Origin of the sequence: Streptomyces sp. NBC_01446 (assembly GCF_026340095.1) — a bacterium.
GTDB classification, from domain to species: Bacteria; Actinomycetota; Actinomycetes; order Streptomycetales; family Streptomycetaceae; genus Streptomyces; species Streptomyces aureus.
The window spans coordinates 3,946,048-3,963,157 of record NZ_JAPEPO010000001.1; the positions used below are offsets into that span (position 1 = coordinate 3,946,048).

At 72.7% G+C, this 17,110-nt stretch carries 17 protein-coding genes; 13 read left to right on the forward strand and 4 right to left on the reverse strand.

What is annotated here, in order from left to right; translation table 11 throughout:
- Positions 1-40: 40 nt before the first annotated feature.
- From OG456_RS17680 to OG456_RS17690, 3 genes are all read left to right on the forward strand, one after another.
- Complete coding sequence (locus tag OG456_RS17680; RefSeq protein WP_266562111.1) at positions 41-1,576, forward strand: AMP-binding protein; 1,536 nt, start codon at positions 41-43, stop codon at positions 1,574-1,576.
- 88 nt (positions 1,577-1,664) lie between these two features.
- Positions 1,665-2,462 carry a DUF4389 domain-containing protein gene (locus OG456_RS17685; RefSeq protein WP_266562113.1) on the forward strand — a complete coding sequence of 266 codons (798 nt, stop codon included), beginning with the start codon at positions 1,665-1,667 and terminating at the stop codon, positions 2,460-2,462.
- Between the two features lie 110 nt (positions 2,463-2,572).
- Positions 2,573-2,869, forward strand: a complete 297-nt coding sequence (locus OG456_RS17690) for a DUF6401 family natural product biosynthesis protein (protein ID WP_227296263.1) — start codon at positions 2,573-2,575, stop codon at positions 2,867-2,869.
- Positions 2,870-2,889: 20 nt separating this feature from the next.
- Here the strand turns inward: OG456_RS17690 and OG456_RS17695 are convergent, their stop codons facing one another.
- Together OG456_RS17695 and OG456_RS17700 are read right to left on the reverse strand one after the other, a co-directional pair.
- On the reverse strand, positions 2,890-3,669 hold the full coding sequence (locus tag OG456_RS17695) for a hypothetical protein (protein WP_266562119.1): 780 nt from the start codon (positions 3,667-3,669) through the stop codon (positions 2,890-2,892).
- Between the two features lie 148 nt (positions 3,670-3,817).
- Positions 3,818-4,027 (reverse strand): hypothetical protein, encoded by a 210-nt coding sequence (locus tag OG456_RS17700; RefSeq protein WP_266562121.1) that lies wholly within the window; start codon positions 4,025-4,027, stop codon positions 3,818-3,820.
- Between the two features lie 10 nt (positions 4,028-4,037).
- Between OG456_RS17700 and OG456_RS17705 the strand changes: the two genes are divergently transcribed.
- From OG456_RS17705 to OG456_RS17745, 9 genes are all read left to right on the forward strand, one after another.
- Entirely contained in the window at positions 4,038-4,280 is a 243-nt protein-coding gene (locus OG456_RS17705; RefSeq protein ID WP_266562123.1) for a hypothetical protein, read from the forward strand.
- Positions 4,281-4,415: 135 nt separating this feature from the next.
- Complete coding sequence (locus tag OG456_RS17710) at positions 4,416-5,279, forward strand: ParA family protein (RefSeq protein WP_266562125.1); 864 nt, start codon at positions 4,416-4,418, stop codon at positions 5,277-5,279.
- On the forward strand, positions 5,279-6,103 hold the full coding sequence (locus OG456_RS17715; protein ID WP_266562127.1) for a ParB/RepB/Spo0J family partition protein: 825 nt from the start codon (positions 5,279-5,281) through the stop codon (positions 6,101-6,103). Before OG456_RS17710 ends, OG456_RS17715 begins: the two co-directional genes overlap by 1 nt.
- 86 nt (positions 6,104-6,189) lie before the next feature.
- On the forward strand, positions 6,190-7,872 hold the full coding sequence (locus OG456_RS17720) for an IclR family transcriptional regulator C-terminal domain-containing protein (protein ID WP_266562129.1): 1,683 nt from the start codon (positions 6,190-6,192) through the stop codon (positions 7,870-7,872).
- Between the two features lie 77 nt (positions 7,873-7,949).
- Positions 7,950-8,345, forward strand: coding sequence for a hypothetical protein (locus tag OG456_RS17725; RefSeq protein ID WP_266562131.1), 396 nt, complete (start codon positions 7,950-7,952; stop codon positions 8,343-8,345).
- 146 nt (positions 8,346-8,491) lie between these two features.
- Positions 8,492-9,400 carry a hypothetical protein gene (locus tag OG456_RS17730; protein WP_266569319.1) on the forward strand — a complete coding sequence of 303 codons (909 nt, stop codon included), beginning with the start codon at positions 8,492-8,494 and terminating at the stop codon, positions 9,398-9,400.
- The gene (locus tag OG456_RS17735) at positions 9,397-9,897 is read left to right on the forward strand and encodes a hypothetical protein (RefSeq protein ID WP_266562133.1); all 501 of its coding nucleotides are present in this window, start codon (positions 9,397-9,399) and stop codon (positions 9,895-9,897) included. Before OG456_RS17730 ends, OG456_RS17735 begins: the two co-directional genes overlap by 4 nt.
- 107 nt (positions 9,898-10,004) lie before the next feature.
- On the forward strand, positions 10,005-11,015 hold the full coding sequence (locus OG456_RS17740) for an endonuclease/exonuclease/phosphatase family protein (protein ID WP_266562135.1): 1,011 nt from the start codon (positions 10,005-10,007) through the stop codon (positions 11,013-11,015).
- Between the two features lie 22 nt (positions 11,016-11,037).
- Positions 11,038-13,005, forward strand: a complete 1,968-nt coding sequence (locus OG456_RS17745) for an FUSC family protein (protein WP_266562137.1) — start codon at positions 11,038-11,040, stop codon at positions 13,003-13,005.
- Between the two features lie 129 nt (positions 13,006-13,134).
- Here the strand turns inward: OG456_RS17745 and snpA are convergent, their stop codons facing one another.
- Positions 13,135-13,800, reverse strand: coding sequence for a snapalysin (snpA, locus tag OG456_RS17750; protein ID WP_266562138.1), 666 nt, complete (start codon positions 13,798-13,800; stop codon positions 13,135-13,137).
- 196 nt (positions 13,801-13,996) lie between these two features.
- Between snpA and OG456_RS17755 the strand changes: the two genes are divergently transcribed.
- Entirely contained in the window at positions 13,997-14,938 is a 942-nt protein-coding gene (locus OG456_RS17755) for a LysR family transcriptional regulator (RefSeq protein ID WP_266562139.1), read from the forward strand.
- 26 nt (positions 14,939-14,964) lie between these two features.
- Here OG456_RS17755 and OG456_RS17760 read toward each other — a convergent pair whose 3' ends face one another.
- Positions 14,965-17,055, reverse strand: coding sequence for a PhoX family phosphatase (locus tag OG456_RS17760; RefSeq protein ID WP_266562140.1), 2,091 nt, complete (start codon positions 17,053-17,055; stop codon positions 14,965-14,967).
- Positions 17,056-17,110: the final 55 nt, after the last annotated feature.

A 17,110-nucleotide genomic window follows, 5' to 3' on the forward strand; every position in this document is an offset into this window, starting at 1 on the left:
ACCTGATCCGTTGTTCATCGTCTGTGCTCGGGAGGCCAGGATGTTCGTCCCGTTCGGGGCCCTTGATTTTCTGGAACGTGCCGCCACCGTCTACGGGGACCGGATCGGTGTCGTCGACGAACCGGTCCAGCCGGCCGAACCCTGGGAGGACCTCACCTACCGCCGGGTGGCCGAGCTGGCGCGCGCCCAGGCCGCCGGGCTCGACGCGCTCGGCGTGCCGCTCGGCGCGCGTGTCGCGGTCGTGTCGCCGAACAGCGCGCGGCTGCTGACCTCGTTCTTCGGGGTGAGCGGCTACGGCCGCGTCCTCGTACCGGTCAACTTCCGCCTCAGCGCGGAGGAGGTGAGCTACGTCGTCTCCCACTCGGGCGCCGACGTCCTCCTCGTGGACCCCGAACTGACGGACCGTCTCGCCGACGTCCCCGCCAAGCACCGTTTCACCATAGGGGCGGCCGCCGACTCCGAGCTCTACCGCTTCGGCACGGACCCCAGCCCCTGGACGCCCGACGAGAACGCCACCGCCACGATCAACTACACGAGCGGCACGACCGCCCGGCCCAAGGGCGTCCAGATCACCCACCGCAACATCTGGGTCAACGCCGTCACCTTCGCCCTGCACGCGGGCGTCACCGACCGGGACGTCTACCTGCACACGCTGCCGATGTTCCACGCCAACGGCTGGGGCATGCCGTTCGCCATGTCCGCGCTCGGGGTGCGCCAGATCGCGCTGCGCAAGGTCGACGGCGCCGAGATCCTGCGCCGCGTCGACGAACACGGCGTGACCGTGATGTGCGCAGCGCCCGCCGTCGTCAACGCCGTCCTGGACGCCGCCCGTTCCTGGAAGGGCGCGATCCCGGGGCGCGACCGGGTCCGCATCATCGTCGCCGGGGCGCCGCCGCCCACCCGCACGGTGGCCCGCGTCGAGTCCGAACTCGGCTGGGAGTTCATCCAGATCTACGGCCTCACCGAGACGTCGCCGCTGCTCACGGTGAACCGCGGCCGCGCCGAGTGGGACGAGCTGGACCCGTCGGCACGCGCGGAGAAGCTGGTACGGGCCGGGGCGCCCGCGCTCGGCGTGACGCTGCGCACCGACGAGGAGGGCGAGGTGCTCGCCCGGTCGAACGTGATCCTGGAGGGCTACTGGGAGCAGCCCGAGGAGAGCGCGAAGGCCCTCGCGGGCGGCTGGTTCCACACGGGCGACGGCGGCACGGTCGACGAGGACGGCTATCTGACGATCAGCGACCGCAAGAAGGACGTGATCATCACCGGTGGCGAGAACGTGTCGTCCATCGAGGTGGAGGACGCCCTCTTCGGTCACGAAGGCGTCGCCGAGGTCGCCGTCATCGGTGTCCCGGACGAGAGGTGGGGCGAGACGATCAAGGCGCTCGTGGTCCGGTCCCCCGACTCGACGGTCACGGAGGACGAACTGATCCGCCACTGCAAGGAACGCCTGGCCGGCTTCAAGGCGCCCACGTCGGTCGAGTTCCGCGACGAACTGGCCCGCACGGCGACGGGCAAACTCCAGAAGTACAAGCTGCGGGCGCCGTACTGGGAGGGCCGGGACCGGGGGGTGAACTGACACCTCGCAGAGGGGCCGGTGGACGGGCATGCACCCGGGCGGACGACCCGGGGTGCTTGTACCCCCTCCCGTCGGCAGAGTTACCGGCATGGAACCCCACTACGGCACGGTCCCGCTGTTTCCGGGCGCCGAGGCCCTGCCCGAGTTGGACATCCCGCAGCCGGGGCGGCAGAACCGGCTCTCCGTGCTGGTGCGGCTCCTGCTGCTCCTGCCGCACTTCGTCGTGCTGGCCGTGCTGTCGGTGGTGACGTTCTTCGCGGTGGTCGCCGGCTGGTTCGCGGCGCTGCTGCTCGGGCGGCTGCCCGCTCCGGTCGAGCGGTATCTGGCGGGGTTCCTCGGCTACGACACCCGCGTGAACGCCTCCGCGATGCTCCTGACCGGCCGCTATCCGCCCTTCGAGCTCGGCGAACCGATGGGTTGCCCGGTGCGGGTGCGCGTGCAGCAGTCCGTGCACCTCAACCGGCCGGCCGTGCTGTTCCGGCTGCTTCTGGTGATCCCCGCGGCGCTCGTCGAGGTGGTGGCCACCGCCGGCTGGTGGGCCGTCTCCGCGCTGTCGTGGCTCGTCGTGCTGTTCCTCGGCCGGATGCCGCTGCCGCTGTTCGAGGCGACGGCGGCGGTCCTGCGCTACCGGATGCGGCTCGGCGCGTATGTGCTGCTGCTGTCCCCCGCGTATCCGAAGCGGCTCTTCGGCGACCAGTCGGCGCCGGACGCCGTCGTCGGCACCATCGCGGGCCCGTCCGCGACGCGGCCGCTGTTCCTGGGGACGGGGGCGAAGGTGCTGGTCGGAGCGTTTCTGGTGCTCGGTCTCGTCGGCGGGGCCGCGAACAGCTCCCGCTACGGCGCGGACGGCTCCGCCGCCGTACAGGCCTCGCTGCCCGGCTTCTGATCACTCGCGGGCCGTCGCCGGACGCCTGACCGCGCGGTGCCCGCGCCTGTGACCTACGGCATGGCAAAAGGCCTGTTCCAGGGCACTATGCCCCGTTTACGGTGGAGCGCATGTCTCCCCTGGCCCGCATCAGCACCTCGTACACCCCGCGCTTCGCGGAGTTCGCGTTCGAGCCCGGCTTCACGGCCGCCGTCGACCAGCATGTCGCGGAGCTGCGGGACAAGCTGGAGGCGGGCGGGGGCGCGCTTCAGCCGCAGGCCCCCGACCGGGAGGTCCTCTCGGACTACGCGCTCGGCTTCCTCGACGCCCTCGCGGAGAACGGCTGGCGCGAGCCCGTCGGACACGACTACGCGGTGTGCCGCCTCACCGCCATCAGCTGGCTGGTGAGACGGCACGATCTCGCGTAAGAGAACCTGACGGGCGCGCGTCACATGTCGTCGGTGCGCTCGCGCTCCTGGACGGGCTGGTTCGTCAGCGCGTCCTCGCGGCCCGCCTGGTAGGGGGAGATGCCGCGGGCCTTGGCCGTCTCCTGCTCGGCGCTGTTCAGCATGCGCTCCCAGCGCTGCCGCATCGGGACGATGAGACCGCCGCCCACTCCGACGACCACGATGCCGACGGCGGCGGCGAGCGCCGCGATCAGGACCGGCTGGGTGACGGACGTGGCGATGCCCGCCTGGCCGAGCGCCGCGATCACACCGAGCGCGACGATGCAGGCCCAGACGACCGTGCCGATGGTCCTGCCGTACGAGACCGCCGACAGGGAGTTGGTGACGATGTCGCGCACGACGTTGGCGATGGCCATGGCGAGGACGACCAGGACGATCGCGACGATGGCGCGCGGCAGCCAGGCCACGATGCCGTTGATCATGTTGCTGACGGGGTTCGGGCCGAAGACGCCGAGTGCGATCTGCAGGGTGATCAGCAGCAGCGCGTAGTACACGACCTTGCAGACGATCGCCGTCATGTCGTACTTGGAGCCCTCGAGCATGCGGGCCGCGCCGGCGCGCTCGGCGAGTCTCTCCGAGCCGACCTTGCGCAGGACCCGGTCGAGCACGCGGGCGATCATCTTCGAGATGAACCAGCCGATGGCCAGAACGATCACGAAGCCCACGAGCTTCGGCACGAACTGGGCGACCTTCGACCAGGCGTCGTTGAGGCCCCCCGTGAAGTCCACGGCGAGTGGGGTGGTGTCGGTGAGCTTGGGCATGAGTGGTCCTCCACTCGCTGGGGCCCGTACGCGCTGCCGCGCCGGGCGGTCAAGCCCCCCACAGGTGCGGTGATGTGCTCCTTCGTGGATATCAGCGCCCGAATGGACGCGGCCCGTGGGCCGCGTCCATTCGGGTGACAGGTGACGGTCAGGCCACGAGGCCGTCCGTGTCCTTGTAGGGCACGCCGTCCTTCGCCGCGCGCCTCGGCGTCGGCGTCAACACCGCGAGCCGGCGCCTGGGCCGGCTCCTCGACTCGGGCCGCCTCGTCCTGCGCTGCGACCTGGCCCGCTCCCTGTCCGGCTCCCCCGCCTCCGTCACCTTCTTCGGGTCCGTACCGCCCGAGCATCTCGACGCCACGGCGCGGGAGTTGGCGAAGCTCCCGGAGATCCGGCTCTGCGTGGGGACCGCGGGGCCGCAGAACCTGATCGCCACGGTCTGGGTCGCGTCCCTGCTCGACGCACAGCTCCTGGAGGTAAGACTCGCCGAAAAACTCCCCCACCTGCGCATCGCCGACCGCGCCGTCGCCCTGCGCGCGGTGAAGCTGATGGGGCGGCTCCTGGACGCCGAGGGGCGGGCCGTGGGGTACGAGCAGGTGGATGTCTGGGCTTAACCACCCGCCGTCCACGGCGTGTTCGCTCCGCTCGCCCCCGCCCGCACTGCCACAGTGACCAGGTACAGAATCACCCGTTTCGCGCGTTTCATAATTTTAGTGCGTTACGCCGGTCTCCCAGGGAGTGTGGTGAGCATGGCCCACGTGCACGTGATCCTCAATCAGAAAGGCGGCGTGGGTAAGTCCACGCTCGCCGTCAACCTCGCCGCCGTGACGGCGGACGTGCTCGGCGCGGGGACCGAGGGCGGTCAACCGCCCGTCGTCGCCGTCTCCATCGACCCGCAGGGCTCCGCCGTGTGGTGGTCGGAGCGCGTCGGCGACGGCCTCCCCTTCGACTTCGTGCAGGCCCACGACGACCTGGCCGGGCTCGCCGCGCTCTCCCGCATCCCCTCCGCCCAGCACGTCTTCGTCGACACCCCGGGCTGGCTCGACCTCGCCGAGTCCGCCGGCGAGGACCCGCTCGGCAAGGGCGCCGCCGCGGACGCACTGCGCGCCGTCCTGTCCAACGCCCACGACGTGATCGTGCCGATCGAGCCCGAGCCGCTCGGCTTCCAGCCCACGCAGCGCACCATCGAGCGCGTCGTGAAGCCACGCGGTCTGCCCTACCGCGTGGTCATCAACAACTGGGACCCGCGCGACGGCAAGGCCGACCTGGAGCAGACGCGCGCCTTCGTCGAGGCCCAGGACTGGCCACTGGCCCGCACGGTCGTACGGCACTACAAGCTGCACACGCGCGCCTCCGCGGACGGCCTCGTCGTCACCCAGTACGGCGCGAACCGAGTCGCGCTCCAGGCCCGCGAGGACTTCTTCCGCCTCGCCCTGGAGGTGGGCCTCGCTGCGATCCCGGCCCCCGCCAAACGCTCCGCGAGCAGCACCCGTACGCCTGCGAGGAAGGGCGCGCGGAAGCAGGATGCGCAGGCCGCGACGGTCAAGGGCACCAAGGCCAAGAGCGCCGGGAACGCCGGGAACGCCGGGAACGCCAAGAAGGTGACCGTCTGATGGGGCGCCGTACCGATCTGTCCTCCCTGCTGTCCTCCGGCGCCCCGGCCACGGCCACGGCCACGGAAACAGCGGGCGAAGGCACCCCGCCCGCCGCCCGCGACACCGCGCACCCCGTCACCGTCGCGCTCGCCGACCTCGCCGAGAACCCCGACAACCCGCGCCACGAGCTGCGCGACCTGGACGGGCTCACCGAGACGGTGCGCGAGCGCGGAGTGCTCCAGGCGCTCGGGGTGGTCCCCCGCGCCGTGTTCCTCGCGGCGCACCCGCACCACGAGGAGGCCGTGGGCCGGGCCCCGTACATCGTCCTGCACGGCCACCGGCGGCTCGCCGCGGCCCGGATGGCGGGCCTGGACGAGGTGCCCGTCCTGGTGCGCGAGGACGCGTCCCGCACCGACGAGGACGCCCTGATCGAGAACGTCCAGCGCGACGACCTCACCGAGCTGGAGCAGGCCCAGGCCATCCAGGGGCTGATCAAGAGCTACGGCTACTCGCAGCGCCAGGTCGCCGCGCGCATCGGCAAGACGCAGGGCTTCGTGTCGCAGCGCCTGTCCCTGATGAAGCTGCGCGAGGACCTCCAGGAGGCGCTGGCCGACGGACGCGTCTCGGTCGAGGACGCCCGCCGCATCGCCCGCCTCCCCCAGGAGGAGCAGGCGCTCCCCGGCGACACCGGCACACCCCCGCCGACCGTGCCGAAGGCCCGGCGTGATTACGGCGTAATCAAAATCGACAGCCGGGGCACCCCGGAAGAGGTCGTCGAGTCCCTCCGCCGCCATCTCGCCCCCGCGGCCCTCGACCGGATCCTGGAACTCCTCGCCCGCTGAGCGCACCCGCGGGCGGCCGGGAGCCGGGTGGCGGGGGGTTCCTCTACCGTTGCCTGAGAATGCGCCACGGAGAGCAGTCATCGCACATGTCCACTGGACCGGTTCCCACCCTCGACCCCGGCGTCTCGGCACCCGCGGAGGCCGTCGCACCGCTGGTGCGCGGCATCGACGTGCTGCGCGGGCTCACCGACGCCGGCGGCACCCTGAGCCTGAGCGAGCTCGCGCGGGCCACCGGCCTCGCCCGGTCCACGGTCGACCGGATCTGCGCGACCCTCGCGCACATGGGGTGCCTGCGCCTCGACGGGCGTGACGCCACGCTCGCACCACCGCTGATGGCCGTGGGCAACGCCTATCTGGGCGCTCTGCGGCTGCCCGCGCTGCTCGGCCCACGCGCCGAACGGCTCGCTGACGAGCTCGACGAATCGGTCTCTCTCGCGGTCCCCGACGGGGACGGGATCCGCTTCATCCACCAGGCGACCCGGCGCCGCGCCATGTCGCTGAGCTTCCGCATCGGCGACCTGCTGCCCGCCGAACGCACCGCGCCGGGCCCGCTGTTCGCGGGTGCGTGGGACGAGGACCTGTGGGAGCGGTGGCGGGCGCGCCGGGCCGCGGATCCCGAGGACCGCGCGTTCCCCGCGGTGCCGCCCCGTCAGGAGGCGGAGAAGGAGCCGTTCGAGGAGCGCGTGGCGCGCGCGGGGGCCGCCGGCTGGGCCCTCGACGACCAGCTCATCGAGCCCGGCCTCGTCGCGCTCGCCGTGCCCGTGCGCGGCCCCGGGGGTGACGTCGCGTGCGTGGTCAGCGTCGTCAGCCACACCAGCCGGCACACCGCCGCGTCGCTGCGCGAGGCGATGCTGGGGCGGCTGCGGGACGCCGTCACGGAGATGGAGGAGGCGCTGCGCGGGCCCGTCCCGGAGGCCCCCGCGCCGACGGGACCTGACGCGACGGGACCGGACGCCGCGTGGGCCGCCGAGGCCAAGCAGCGGCTCGGCCGGGACTTCGTCGAGTCGCTGGCGCGCGGCCTCGCCGTGCTGACCGTCTTCGGGCCCGGGCGGGCCGAGCTGAACCTCACCGGCATCGCCGCGGCGACGGGCCTGGCGCGGGCCACCGCGCGCCGCGCCCTGATCACTCTGGAGCACCTCGGATACGTCGCCTCGCGCGGCCGGGGCTTCCGGCTCACGCCCCGCGTCCTCGCCCTCGGCTTCCCGCCCCTGTCCCATCTCACGCTGGCCGAGATCGCCACGCCCCACATGCGGGCTCTCTCCGCCGAGCTGCACGACTCGGTGTCCCTGACCGTGCTCGACGGCGACGACATCCGGTACACGGCACGCGTCGCGACGAGCCGTGTGATGAGCGTGAACATCTCGGTCGGGACCCGCTTCCCCGCCTTCGCCACGTCCATGGGGCGGGTCCTGCTCGCGGGTCTCGCACCGGCCGAGCGTGCCGCGTTCCTCGCCCGCGCCGACCTGGCCCCGCTCACCCCGCGCACCGTCACCGGCGCCGACCGGCTCGGCGCGCTCCTGGACGACGTACGGCACCAGGGCCACGCGCTTGTGGACGGGGAGCTGGAGGAGGGGCTGCGCTCCGTCGCCGTGCCGGTGCGCGACCTCGCCGGGCAGGTCGTCGCCGCGGTGAACGTGGCCACACACAGCAGCCGCCGCGAGCTGGCCCGCGTCACGGACGAGGTCCTTCCCGCGCTGCTCGCCACGGCCTCGCGCATCGAGGCCGATCTGCACGTCGCCGGGCGGTTCGCCCGCATCCCCGCGGCATAGAAACAGGCCGCAATGTTGCGGATCGCAGGGCGACGGAGGTCAATGGAAGGCGGGGGGAAAGGCAGAAAGGAGCCGTCATGGCTCACGCGGCACCCGCCTCAGGAACCTCCGGCCTGCGCTCCATGGCGGCCGGCTCCAGGCTCTCGATGGCGCTCCCTCTCCTGCTCGGCATCGTCTACGGCTTCTGGGCCTCGGGCATCCGGCGCGATGCCGGCCCGATCACCACGGGCAACGTCCTGTTCGGCTTCCTCACGGGCATCATCGTCGCCGTGGTCACCTTCGGGATCCACCGGGCGTCGTCCCGGCTGCCGCGCGAACTGCGCGCCGTCACGTGGGCCGCGTGGGCCGGTATCGCGTTCGGCTATCTCTACAGCCAGACCGACGCCACGGTCCTGCGGTCCACGATCATGGCCCTGACGGTCGCCGTCGGTGTGTTCGCGGCGATGTTCTACCACTACTACACCCATGAGTGACAGACCATCAGGACTACGGGGCGGGCGCCGGTGAACCAGTACCACGCCAGGTGACACCCGTTCGGCCGAGCCCTCCCCCGCGGACCCCGCCATCTGCCCTGTCCCCGCTGGCGCCCCCTGCCGCGCGCGCGTTGCCTGGGAGGGTGATGCGAAGAGCCCTGTCCGTCGTCCTGCTGGCCCTGGCCTGCCTGCTCGTGCCGCTCGGCACGCTCTCCGTATGGGCGAAGTACGAGGTCGGGGACAGTGACCGGTACGTCGCGACGATGGCTCCGCTCGCCGCGGAACCGGCCGTACGGGGCGCGGTCGCCGACGCCGTCACGAACGCCATCATGACGCAGCTCGACGCGGGGCCGCTCCAGTCGACGGTCGACGCGTTCGTGCACGACGCGGTGAAGTCGTTCACCGGCACCGAGGCCTTCCAGAAGGCGTGGAACACGGCGAACCGGGCCGCGCACGACGCCGTGCAGCAGGCCATCGACGACGGCACCGACGGCCCGGTCACCATCGATCTCGCGCCGGTCACCGGGCAGGTCAGACAGCAGCTCAGCGACGACGGCGTGCCCTTCGCCGACCGCATCCCCGTCACGCACACCACGATCACCGTGATGAGCTCGCGCGACCTCGACCGGCTGCGCCAGTCGCTGCACCTGCTCCAACGGGCGGGCCCGTGGCTGCCGTTCGCCGCGTTCGCCTTCGCCGCCACCGGGCTCGCGCTCGCCCGGCGCCGTCGCCGGGCCCTCACCGCGACGGCGCTCGGCGTGGCCCTGGCCGCGGCGGCGCTCCTCGTCGCGCTCGCGATGTGCCGCTCCCTCACCCTCGACAACCTGCCCTCGGACGTGGACCGCTCCGCGGCGGGCGCGGCCTACGACGCCCTCAGCTCGTCGGTGCGCACCGCGTCCCTGTGGACGGCCGGCACGGCCCTCGCCGTGGCCGTCTGCGCCTGGCTGTCGGGGCGCCTGCGCCACAGGTTCCCGCCAGGCCCTCCGGATCCTCCCGAAATGCGCCCCGCCGCTTCCGGGGTGAGCATGCCAGTGACACCGAGGAGGACTGAATGAGCGAGACCCCCACCACCCCGACACCGCCCCCCGGTCCCGACGCCGGCCACGGCGTCTGGTCGGACAAGCACCGCTCCACCGGGCCCGACCCCACCCGGGGCTACGGCGCGGGCAGCGGCTGGGCGTCCGGCGGCACGGTCTTCGCCGGCGTCCTGATGATGGTCGGCGGCATCCTGGGCATCCTGAACGGCATCGCGGGCATCGCCAAGGACGACGTGTACGCCCACCTCGGCACCTACACGTACGCCTTCAACCTCACCACGTGGGGCTGGATCCACCTGATCATCGGCGTCATCGTCGCGGTCACCGGCTTCGGCGTCCTCAAGGACTCCGGCTGGGCGCGCGGCGTCGGCGTCGCCATCGCCTCCCTGTACATCATCGCGTACTTCATGTTCCTGCCCTACGAGCCCATCTGGTCGGTCATCGCAATCGCCATCGGCGTCTTCGTCATCTGGGCGCTGGTCAGCGACAGTTCGCACCACGCCGCCCGGGCCTGAAACCGGGCAACCGTTCCCCGCTCCGGCCCGTCTTTGAGGGAGGATTCCGGCATCCGGCGCCGCAGGGTGCCGGAGCGAGCGGAAGGCGGGCCCGGGCCGTGGAGCATGTGACGCAAGCGCCCGGCCCACCGCCGGTCCTCCCCTACGACGACCGGGACCGCAGGCCAGGCCGCTCCCTGGCCGCCTGGGCCGCGGGCCTGCTCCTCGCCGGGGTCAGCGCGGTCGTGGGCTGCCGGATCGCGGACGTGGACGGGGTCACCCCCGTCCCGCAGCTCCTGGCGTTCCTGCCCTGGCTCCTCGCCCCCACCGGCGCCGCGCTGCTGCTCACGGCGCTCACGCGCTGGCGGCTCGGCATGGTGTGGGGCGTCGTGGCCCTGGGCGCCCTCGCCTGGTACATCGAGCCGTACGGCAAGGACGTCGAGGCGAGCGGGCCGCCCGTCGCGGAGGTGCGGGTCCTCTCCTCGAACGTCCAGTTCGGGCGCGGCACCGAGTCGCTGGTGGGCGCGGTGCGCCGCGAGCGGCCCGGCCTGGTGTTCGTCGAGGAGTGTGATTACGGGTGCCAGGACACCCTGCGCCGTGAGCTGCCGCACGCCGACTTCCCTTACCGGCAGGCCGTGGAGGCCGGCGGATCGGAGGGATCGGTGATTCTGAGCCGGTATCCGCTCAAGGCCGCCGCGGGCGTCCCGGGGACCATGGGCATGCCAGGCGCCGTCGCCGATGTGAAGGGCCACGACGTGCGGGTCCAGCTCGCGCACCCGATGCCCCCGCTGCCCCGGCAGGTCGGCCTGTGGCGCTCCGAGCTGGGCGAGCTGCGCGACTTCGCCGCCGCGGGCCGCTCGCAGCCGACCATCCTGGCCGGGGACTTCAACGCCACGCAGGACCATGCCGCGTTCCGCCGCATCCTCGACACGGGCCTGCACGACAGTGCCCGCCTCACCGGGAAGTCCCGCGCCCCGAGCTGGCCCTCGCGCGTCCGGCCGCCGCTCGGCACCCAGATCGACCACGTGCTGGTGAGCGAGGAGTTCTCCCCGCACACCGCCCGCTTCGTCGAGCTGGCCGACACCGACCACCGCGCCCTCCTGGTCGACCTGACGATGCACCGACCGGCGACGCCCTGAGCGCCGGGGCCCGTAGCGTTCAATGGACGGCATGCGCCCAGAGTCCCCGGCCCGCTATCTCGCACCGCCCGACTGGCTGGTCAAGAGCCTGCGTCCGCACCCCGCGCCGATCCCCTGGGCGGCCGTCGCGCGCGCCGGCCTCGCGCTGTCGCTGCCGCTCGCGATCGGGCTCGCCGCCGGGCAGCCCGCGTACGGGGCACTCGCCTCCATGGGCGCCCTGTCCGGCGTCATCGGCGACACCGCCGACGCCTACCGGATGCGGATCCTCAACATCGCGGTGCCGCAGCTCTTCGGCGCGGTCGGCGTGACGGTCGGCACGCTCGTGTACGGGCACGGCTGGGTCACCGTCGCCACCGTCACGGGCGTGGCGCTCATCTCCGGAATGATCTCGACGATCGGGGCGGTCGCCTCGGTGTCCGGGCTGCTGCTCCTGCTCAACTGCGTGATCGGCGCCGGGCTGCCCCTGCCGGGCGAGTGGTGGCTCGCGCCGCTCCTGATGACGGGCGGCGGACTCCTCGTCCTCGCGCTCGCGCTGCTCGCCTGGCCGCTGCGGTCCGGGGTGCCGGAACGCGCGGCCGTCGCCGTCACGTACCGCTCCGTCGCGAACCTGCTCGCGTCGGCCGCCGACCCCGAGAACTACGACGAGACCCGCTACGCCGCCACCCAGTCCTTCAACCAGGCCTACGACCTCGCCCTCGCCCGGCGCGCCCTCTCCCACGGCCGCAACCCCGAACTGGTGCGCCTGCTCGCACTGTTGAACGCGCTCACCCCGATCGCCGAGTCCGCGCCCGCCGCCCACCAGCACGGGGTGCCGCTCCCCGCCGCCGTCCCCGACGCCGTACGACGCCTCGCCGACGCGATCGACACCGGCAGCACCGACGCGGGGCCCCTCGACCTGCCCGCACCCGAAGGAGCCGCCGCCCGCGCCGTCGACCACGCGGTGCGGCACGCCGCCGACCTCGTCACCAGCAAGAACACGGACCCCCACCGCGCCCTCGACGCCGACCGTCTCGGCCGGCCCGCCGTCCTGCGCGTGCGCGCCGTCCGCGCCGCGCGCAACGTCGTGCTGTCCGACGCCTCCTGGCGCTACGGGCTGCGCCTGGCCCTGTGCATCGGCATCGCCCAGGTCCTCGTCTCGACGGTGCCGGTCCCGCGCTCCTACTGGGTGGCGCTGACCATCACGTTCGTCCTCAAGCCCGACTTCGGCTCGGTGTTCTCGCGGGCCGTCCAGCGCGCGCTCGGCACGGCGATCGGGCTCGTACTCGCCACGGTGGTCCTCGCCGTGGTGCCCCGCGGGTGGTGGGACGTGCCCGTGCTGATCGTCCTCGCCGCGCTCATCCCGGCGCTCACCCCGCGCGGCTACAGCTATCAGACCGCGGCCATCACGCCGACCATCCTGCTGCTGTCCGACACCCTCAGCCACCAGGGCATCGGGCTCGTCCTGCCACGGCTCCTTGACAGCCTCATGGGCTGCGCCATCGCGCTGGTCGCCGGGTATCTGCTGTGGCCCGAGAGCTGGCACACCCGCATCGGGGACCGGCTCGCCGACGCCGTCGCGGACACCGCGACGTACGTGGAGCGCGCGTTCGGGGCGTCCGCGGACCCGGACGTCGCGGCCGCCCGCGCGCGGATGCGCCGCCGGCTCTACCGCGACCTGTCCGTCGTCCGCTCCGAGTTCCAGCGCGCCCTGACCGAACCGCCGCCCACAGGCCGCCGCGCCGCTGCCTGGTGGCCGCTCGTCGTCGCCGTGGAACGCATCGTGGACGCGACGACCGCGGCACGGGTCCGGGTCAAGGAGGGGGCGCCGACGCCGGGGCCCGCCGAGGTGGTGCAGGCCGCGGACCAACTGCGGGAGCTGGCGCAGGGGCTGCGCGCTTCCGACGTCCTGAAGGGAGTGCGCGCCGACTTCAGCGAGGCGGACCGCGACGGGGTGCTGGAACCCGTACGTCAGGAGGTCGCGGCGGCCCGCGCCATCGCCTCACCGCACTGACGCCGGTACGAGACGCGGATGCGGGCCGCCCCGGGGAGGGGACGGCCCGCATCAGTGTGGGGGGTGGCTCCGGAACGTCAGTGACGGTCAGCCGGTGACGGTCAGTCGGTGACGGTCAGTCGGTGAGGGTCAGCCGGTCTTGGCGGACTTCTCCAGCGACTTCACGGCCTTCGCGAAGCCGTTGGCCCACAGCTGGTCGACGCGGGACTTCTCGTTCGCGTCCGGGTACGGGTTCGTGCAGGACGTGCCCGGGCCGCCGCCCGACATCAGCTCGCTGCACGGCCCCTCGTAGTGGTCGGGGAGCCCGAGGACGTGACCGGTCTCGTGCGCGGTCACACGGGTGGAGTCGTACTCCTGGTTCTGCGCGTAGTCCAGGAAGACGTAGCCGCTGCCGTGCCCGTCCGTGGACGCGTACGAGCCGCGCGAGTCGTTGCCCTCGCGGTAGGAGAAGTCACCGCCGCCCGAGGACGCCTGGAGCTTCACGTTCGACACGGAGGAGTTCCATATCGACGTGCTGTTGGCTATCTGCTGCGCGAAGGACGGGGCGCCCGACGCGTCGTACGTGACGGTGACCGACGCGGCGTGCGGGTGCGCGGCGCGCTTCTGCGCGACCGACTTCAGGACGGCCTGGAAGAACGCCTTGTTGGCGGCGGCCTCCTCGGCCGAACCCGCGTAGTGGGTGTAGCCGGCGACGACCGGGGCCGGGGCGGCGGACGCGGGGGCCGCGGTGGCGAGCGCGCCGGCGGCCATGCCGATGCCGGCCGCGACCGAGGCGTAGCGCAGGGAGAGCTTCATGTGGGGGCTCCTCCTCGTTCCGTGAGTGGGGGTTACGTGAACGGTTCGGTACGAGGGAGAGTGTGGAGGCCCCCGGGACCCCTGGGGATGATGGCAATTGGCGATAGGACGGAGCTATCACCCGCCCAACTCGCCCGTTTCGGTTCGCATTTGGACGTCTGGTGCGACCTCCGTGACCGCTTTACGCTCGATGCCCATGGAGCTCGAGGTGAGGCACCTGCGCGCGCTGTGCGCCATCGACGACACCGGGAGCCTGCACAAGGCGGCCCGCCTGCTCGGCATGACCCAGCCGTCCCTGTCCACCCAGCTCAGGCGCATCGAGGAGACGCTCGGCGGCGCGCTCTTCGCCCGGGAGCGCACCGGCTGCCGCGCAACCCCCCTGGGCCGCGTCGTCCTCAACCGCGCCCGCCCCCTCGTGGACGGCATGCGCGCTCTCGTCACGGAGACCAGGGCCGCCGGCGCACTCGCCGCGGGCGGCCCCCATCTGCGGATCGGCTCCACGGCGAGCCGGGCCATACCGGGCTGGCTGCGACGGCTGCGGCAGCGCGAGCACCCGCCCGGTGGCGAGCCGGCGCTGCGCATGGACGTCTCCGCGAACGCTCTCCTGCGGCACGTCGGCGAAGGACAGCTCGACGTGGCGTTCGTGCACGAGGTCGAGGGCAGCCCGCTGCGCGTCCCGCCGGGTCTGCGCTGCCGCGTCCTGGTCGAACGCGAACCGCAGTACGTGTCCCTGGCCGCCGACCATCCGGCCGCCCGGCGCCGCGTCGTGCGCCTCGCCGACCTCGCGGACGACCGGTGGATGGTCGACCCCACCGTGGATGGCGAGTGGCACGGGCTCCTGCGGGTCCTTCGGGCCGCCGGGCTCAACCCCCGGATCCTGCACGGCGACTACCTCACGGCGGCGTCCCTGGTCGCCACGGGCGAGGTCGTCGCCCTGTGCCAGCCGACCTCACGGGCCCGCCCCGACATGGCCATAAGACCCCTCGACGGCGACCCGATCGGCGTACGCCTCGTCCTCGCCGCCCGCACGGAGGCCGAACTGGACGCAGTCTACGGGGACTTGGAGGACGCCTACTGGGAAGCGGCCCGGCAGGCACCCGCGTATCGCGAGCGCCTGCCGGACGCGGCGTCGGCCTGAGGCGACGTGAAGCGACCCGAGCCGGATCAGACGCCGATGTCGCAGCCGTCCTCGCGCCACACGGAGACCACCGACGGACGGACGATCCTCCCCGGCCCGTCGGGCCACGCGCTCGCCGGCTTCTCGACCGACGCACCGTCGACCTCGCCCGGGTGCTGCACCGCGACGAGGACCCGGCGGTCCTGGACCAGCGGACCGCAGGTCTCGGCGCCGTTCGGCATCGTCAGGAACTGCTTGAGCTCACCGCGCCGCTCGCCCCGCGTCGCGACACCGAAAAGGCCGTCGTGCGTGCCGAGCGCGTTGCCGTCCGTGGAGATCCACAGGTTGCCGTGCGGGTCGAACGCGACGTTGTCCGGGCAGGAGATCGGGCTGACCCGGTCCTTCGGGAAGCCCGCGAAGTACGTCGCCGGGTCGTCCGGGTCGCCCGCGACGAGGAAGAGCGACCAGCCGAAGGCGGTGGCCTCGGCGCGGCCCCGGTGCTCGGTCAGCTCCAGGATCTGCCCGTGCTTGTTGAGGTTGCGCGGGTTCGCCTCGTCGACGGGCGCCTTGCCGGCCTTGCCGCGGTCCGAGTTGTTCGTCAGCGCGACGTAGACCTTGCCGGAGTGCGGAGACGGCTCGATGTCCTCGGGGCGGTCCATCTTCGTGGCGCCCACCTTGTCACCGGCGAACCGCGTGAAGAGGTAGACCTCCTCCGCCGTCATGCCGTCGACGTGCGAGACCGCGCCGTGCGGGCCGGCTGTGGCGAGCGGCAGCCACTCGCCGCCGCCGTCGAACTCGCCGTCCGCGGGCAGCTTGCCCGTGCCGTCGATCTCGGCGGCCGGGGAGTTGCCGGTCAGCCGGGCGACGTAGAGGGTGCCCTCGTCGAGGAGCGTCAGGTTGTGCTCGTGCGCGGCGCGCGAGCGGCCCTTGGCGACGCGCTTGCTGCTCACGAACTTGTAGAAGTAGTCGAACTTCTCGTCGTCGCCCATGTAGACGACCGGGCGGCCGTCGTCGGTCAGGCGCGGCTGCGCGGCCTCGTGCTTGAAGCGGCCGAGCGCGGTGCGCTTGCGCGGGGTCGACTCCGGGTCGTACGGGTCGAGTTCGACGACCCAGCCGAAGCGGTTCGCCTCGTTCGGCTCCTTGGCCAGGTCGAAGCGGTCGTCGAACCGCTCCCACTTGCGCTCGGAGGCCTCGCCGGTCACGCCGTAGCGCTTGAGCCGGGCGGCCGTGGCCGGGTCGGTCACCTTCGCGGCATTCGCGAAGTACTGGTTGAAGTTCTCCTCGCCGTGCAGCGTCGTGCCCCACGGAGTGGTGCCGCCCGAGCAGTTGTTGAGCGTGCCGAGGACGGTACGGCCGCGCGGGTCCGCCTTCGTCCGCACGAGCGCGCTGCCTGCGACCGGGCCCGAGAGGCGGAACTCGCTGGTGGCGGTGAGGCGGCGGTTGAGCTGGTGCCGCGTGACGGCCGACAGCCTGCCGCTGCGCCGGGACTCCTCCACGACGACGACCGACAGGCCGTGCGCCGCCCAGGCGGTCTCCACCTGTTCGCGCGTCGGGTTCTCGGGGTCGTACCCCTTGAACATCAGGATCTCGTCCGTGTACTCGTGGTTGGCGACGAGGACCTGGCGGCCGTGCTCACTGTGCAGGGGGAGGAGGCTCAGGAAGTCGTTGTTGTAACCGAACTGTCCTGCCTGGGCCTTCGCGGACTGCTTGTCCGGGTCGAAGGCGGGTGCTCCGCGCAGGATGGGCTGGCCCCAGCTGATGACGACGTTCTGGGCGTGGCCCTCCGGGACGGTGACCCGGTCCGCCGTGTTCGGCGCGACGGGCGTGAACCGCAGTCCGCGCGCCCCCTTGTCGCCCTTGTGCGCTACGCCCGTTGCCGCCCCCGACGGCGTGGCGGCGGCGGCCTGCGGGGCCCCCGAGCTCACGACCGTACCGGCCGTCGCGGCGGCGACGGTCACGACCGCGGCCGTGCGCAGCATCGAACGGCGGCTCAGCGCACCGGCGATGACGTCACCGACATACTCGTTGGAACTGGTGTTGGGCACCTCCTGGAAACAGGCGTCCCCACAGCGGAACCGGCAGGTCAGCGCGGCACGACCCCCGTTGTGCGAGCCGATAAGCGGCAGCGTTTTGCGCACTCTTTTCCTCCCCTTTACGGTCACTCGGGCGTGACGCTAGGGGCGTGGCCGAGCG

What these genes read in the sequence shown, in the direction of transcription:
- OG456_RS17725 (WP_266562131.1), top strand. Translation starts at nt 7,950, where the DNA reads ATGGCTCACGCGGCACCCGCCTCAGGAACCTCCGGCCTGCGCTCCATG.
- OG456_RS17735 (WP_266562133.1), top strand. Translation starts at nt 9,397, where the DNA reads ATGAGCGAGACCCCCACCACCCCGACACCGCCCCCCGGTCCCGACGCC.
- OG456_RS17695 (WP_266562119.1), bottom strand. Translation starts at nt 3,669, where the DNA reads ATGCCCAAGCTCACCGACACCACCCCACTCGCCGTGGACTTCACGGGG.
- OG456_RS17680 (WP_266562111.1), top strand. Translation starts at nt 41, where the DNA reads ATGTTCGTCCCGTTCGGGGCCCTTGATTTTCTGGAACGTGCCGCCACC.
- snpA (WP_266562138.1), bottom strand. Translation starts at nt 13,800, where the DNA reads ATGAAGCTCTCCCTGCGCTACGCCTCGGTCGCGGCCGGCATCGGCATG.
- OG456_RS17685 (WP_266562113.1), top strand. Translation starts at nt 1,665, where the DNA reads ATGGAACCCCACTACGGCACGGTCCCGCTGTTTCCGGGCGCCGAGGCC.
- OG456_RS17730 (WP_266569319.1), top strand. Translation starts at nt 8,492, where the DNA reads ATGCGAAGAGCCCTGTCCGTCGTCCTGCTGGCCCTGGCCTGCCTGCTC.
- OG456_RS17720 (WP_266562129.1), top strand. Translation starts at nt 6,190, where the DNA reads ATGTCCACTGGACCGGTTCCCACCCTCGACCCCGGCGTCTCGGCACCC.
- OG456_RS17710 (WP_266562125.1), top strand. Translation starts at nt 4,416, where the DNA reads ATGGCCCACGTGCACGTGATCCTCAATCAGAAAGGCGGCGTGGGTAAG.
- OG456_RS17755 (WP_266562139.1), top strand. Translation starts at nt 13,997, where the DNA reads ATGGAGCTCGAGGTGAGGCACCTGCGCGCGCTGTGCGCCATCGACGAC.
- OG456_RS17715 (WP_266562127.1), top strand. Translation starts at nt 5,279, where the DNA reads ATGGGGCGCCGTACCGATCTGTCCTCCCTGCTGTCCTCCGGCGCCCCG.
- OG456_RS17745 (WP_266562137.1), top strand. Translation starts at nt 11,038, where the DNA reads ATGGACGGCATGCGCCCAGAGTCCCCGGCCCGCTATCTCGCACCGCCC.
- OG456_RS17690 (WP_227296263.1), top strand. Translation starts at nt 2,573, where the DNA reads ATGTCTCCCCTGGCCCGCATCAGCACCTCGTACACCCCGCGCTTCGCG.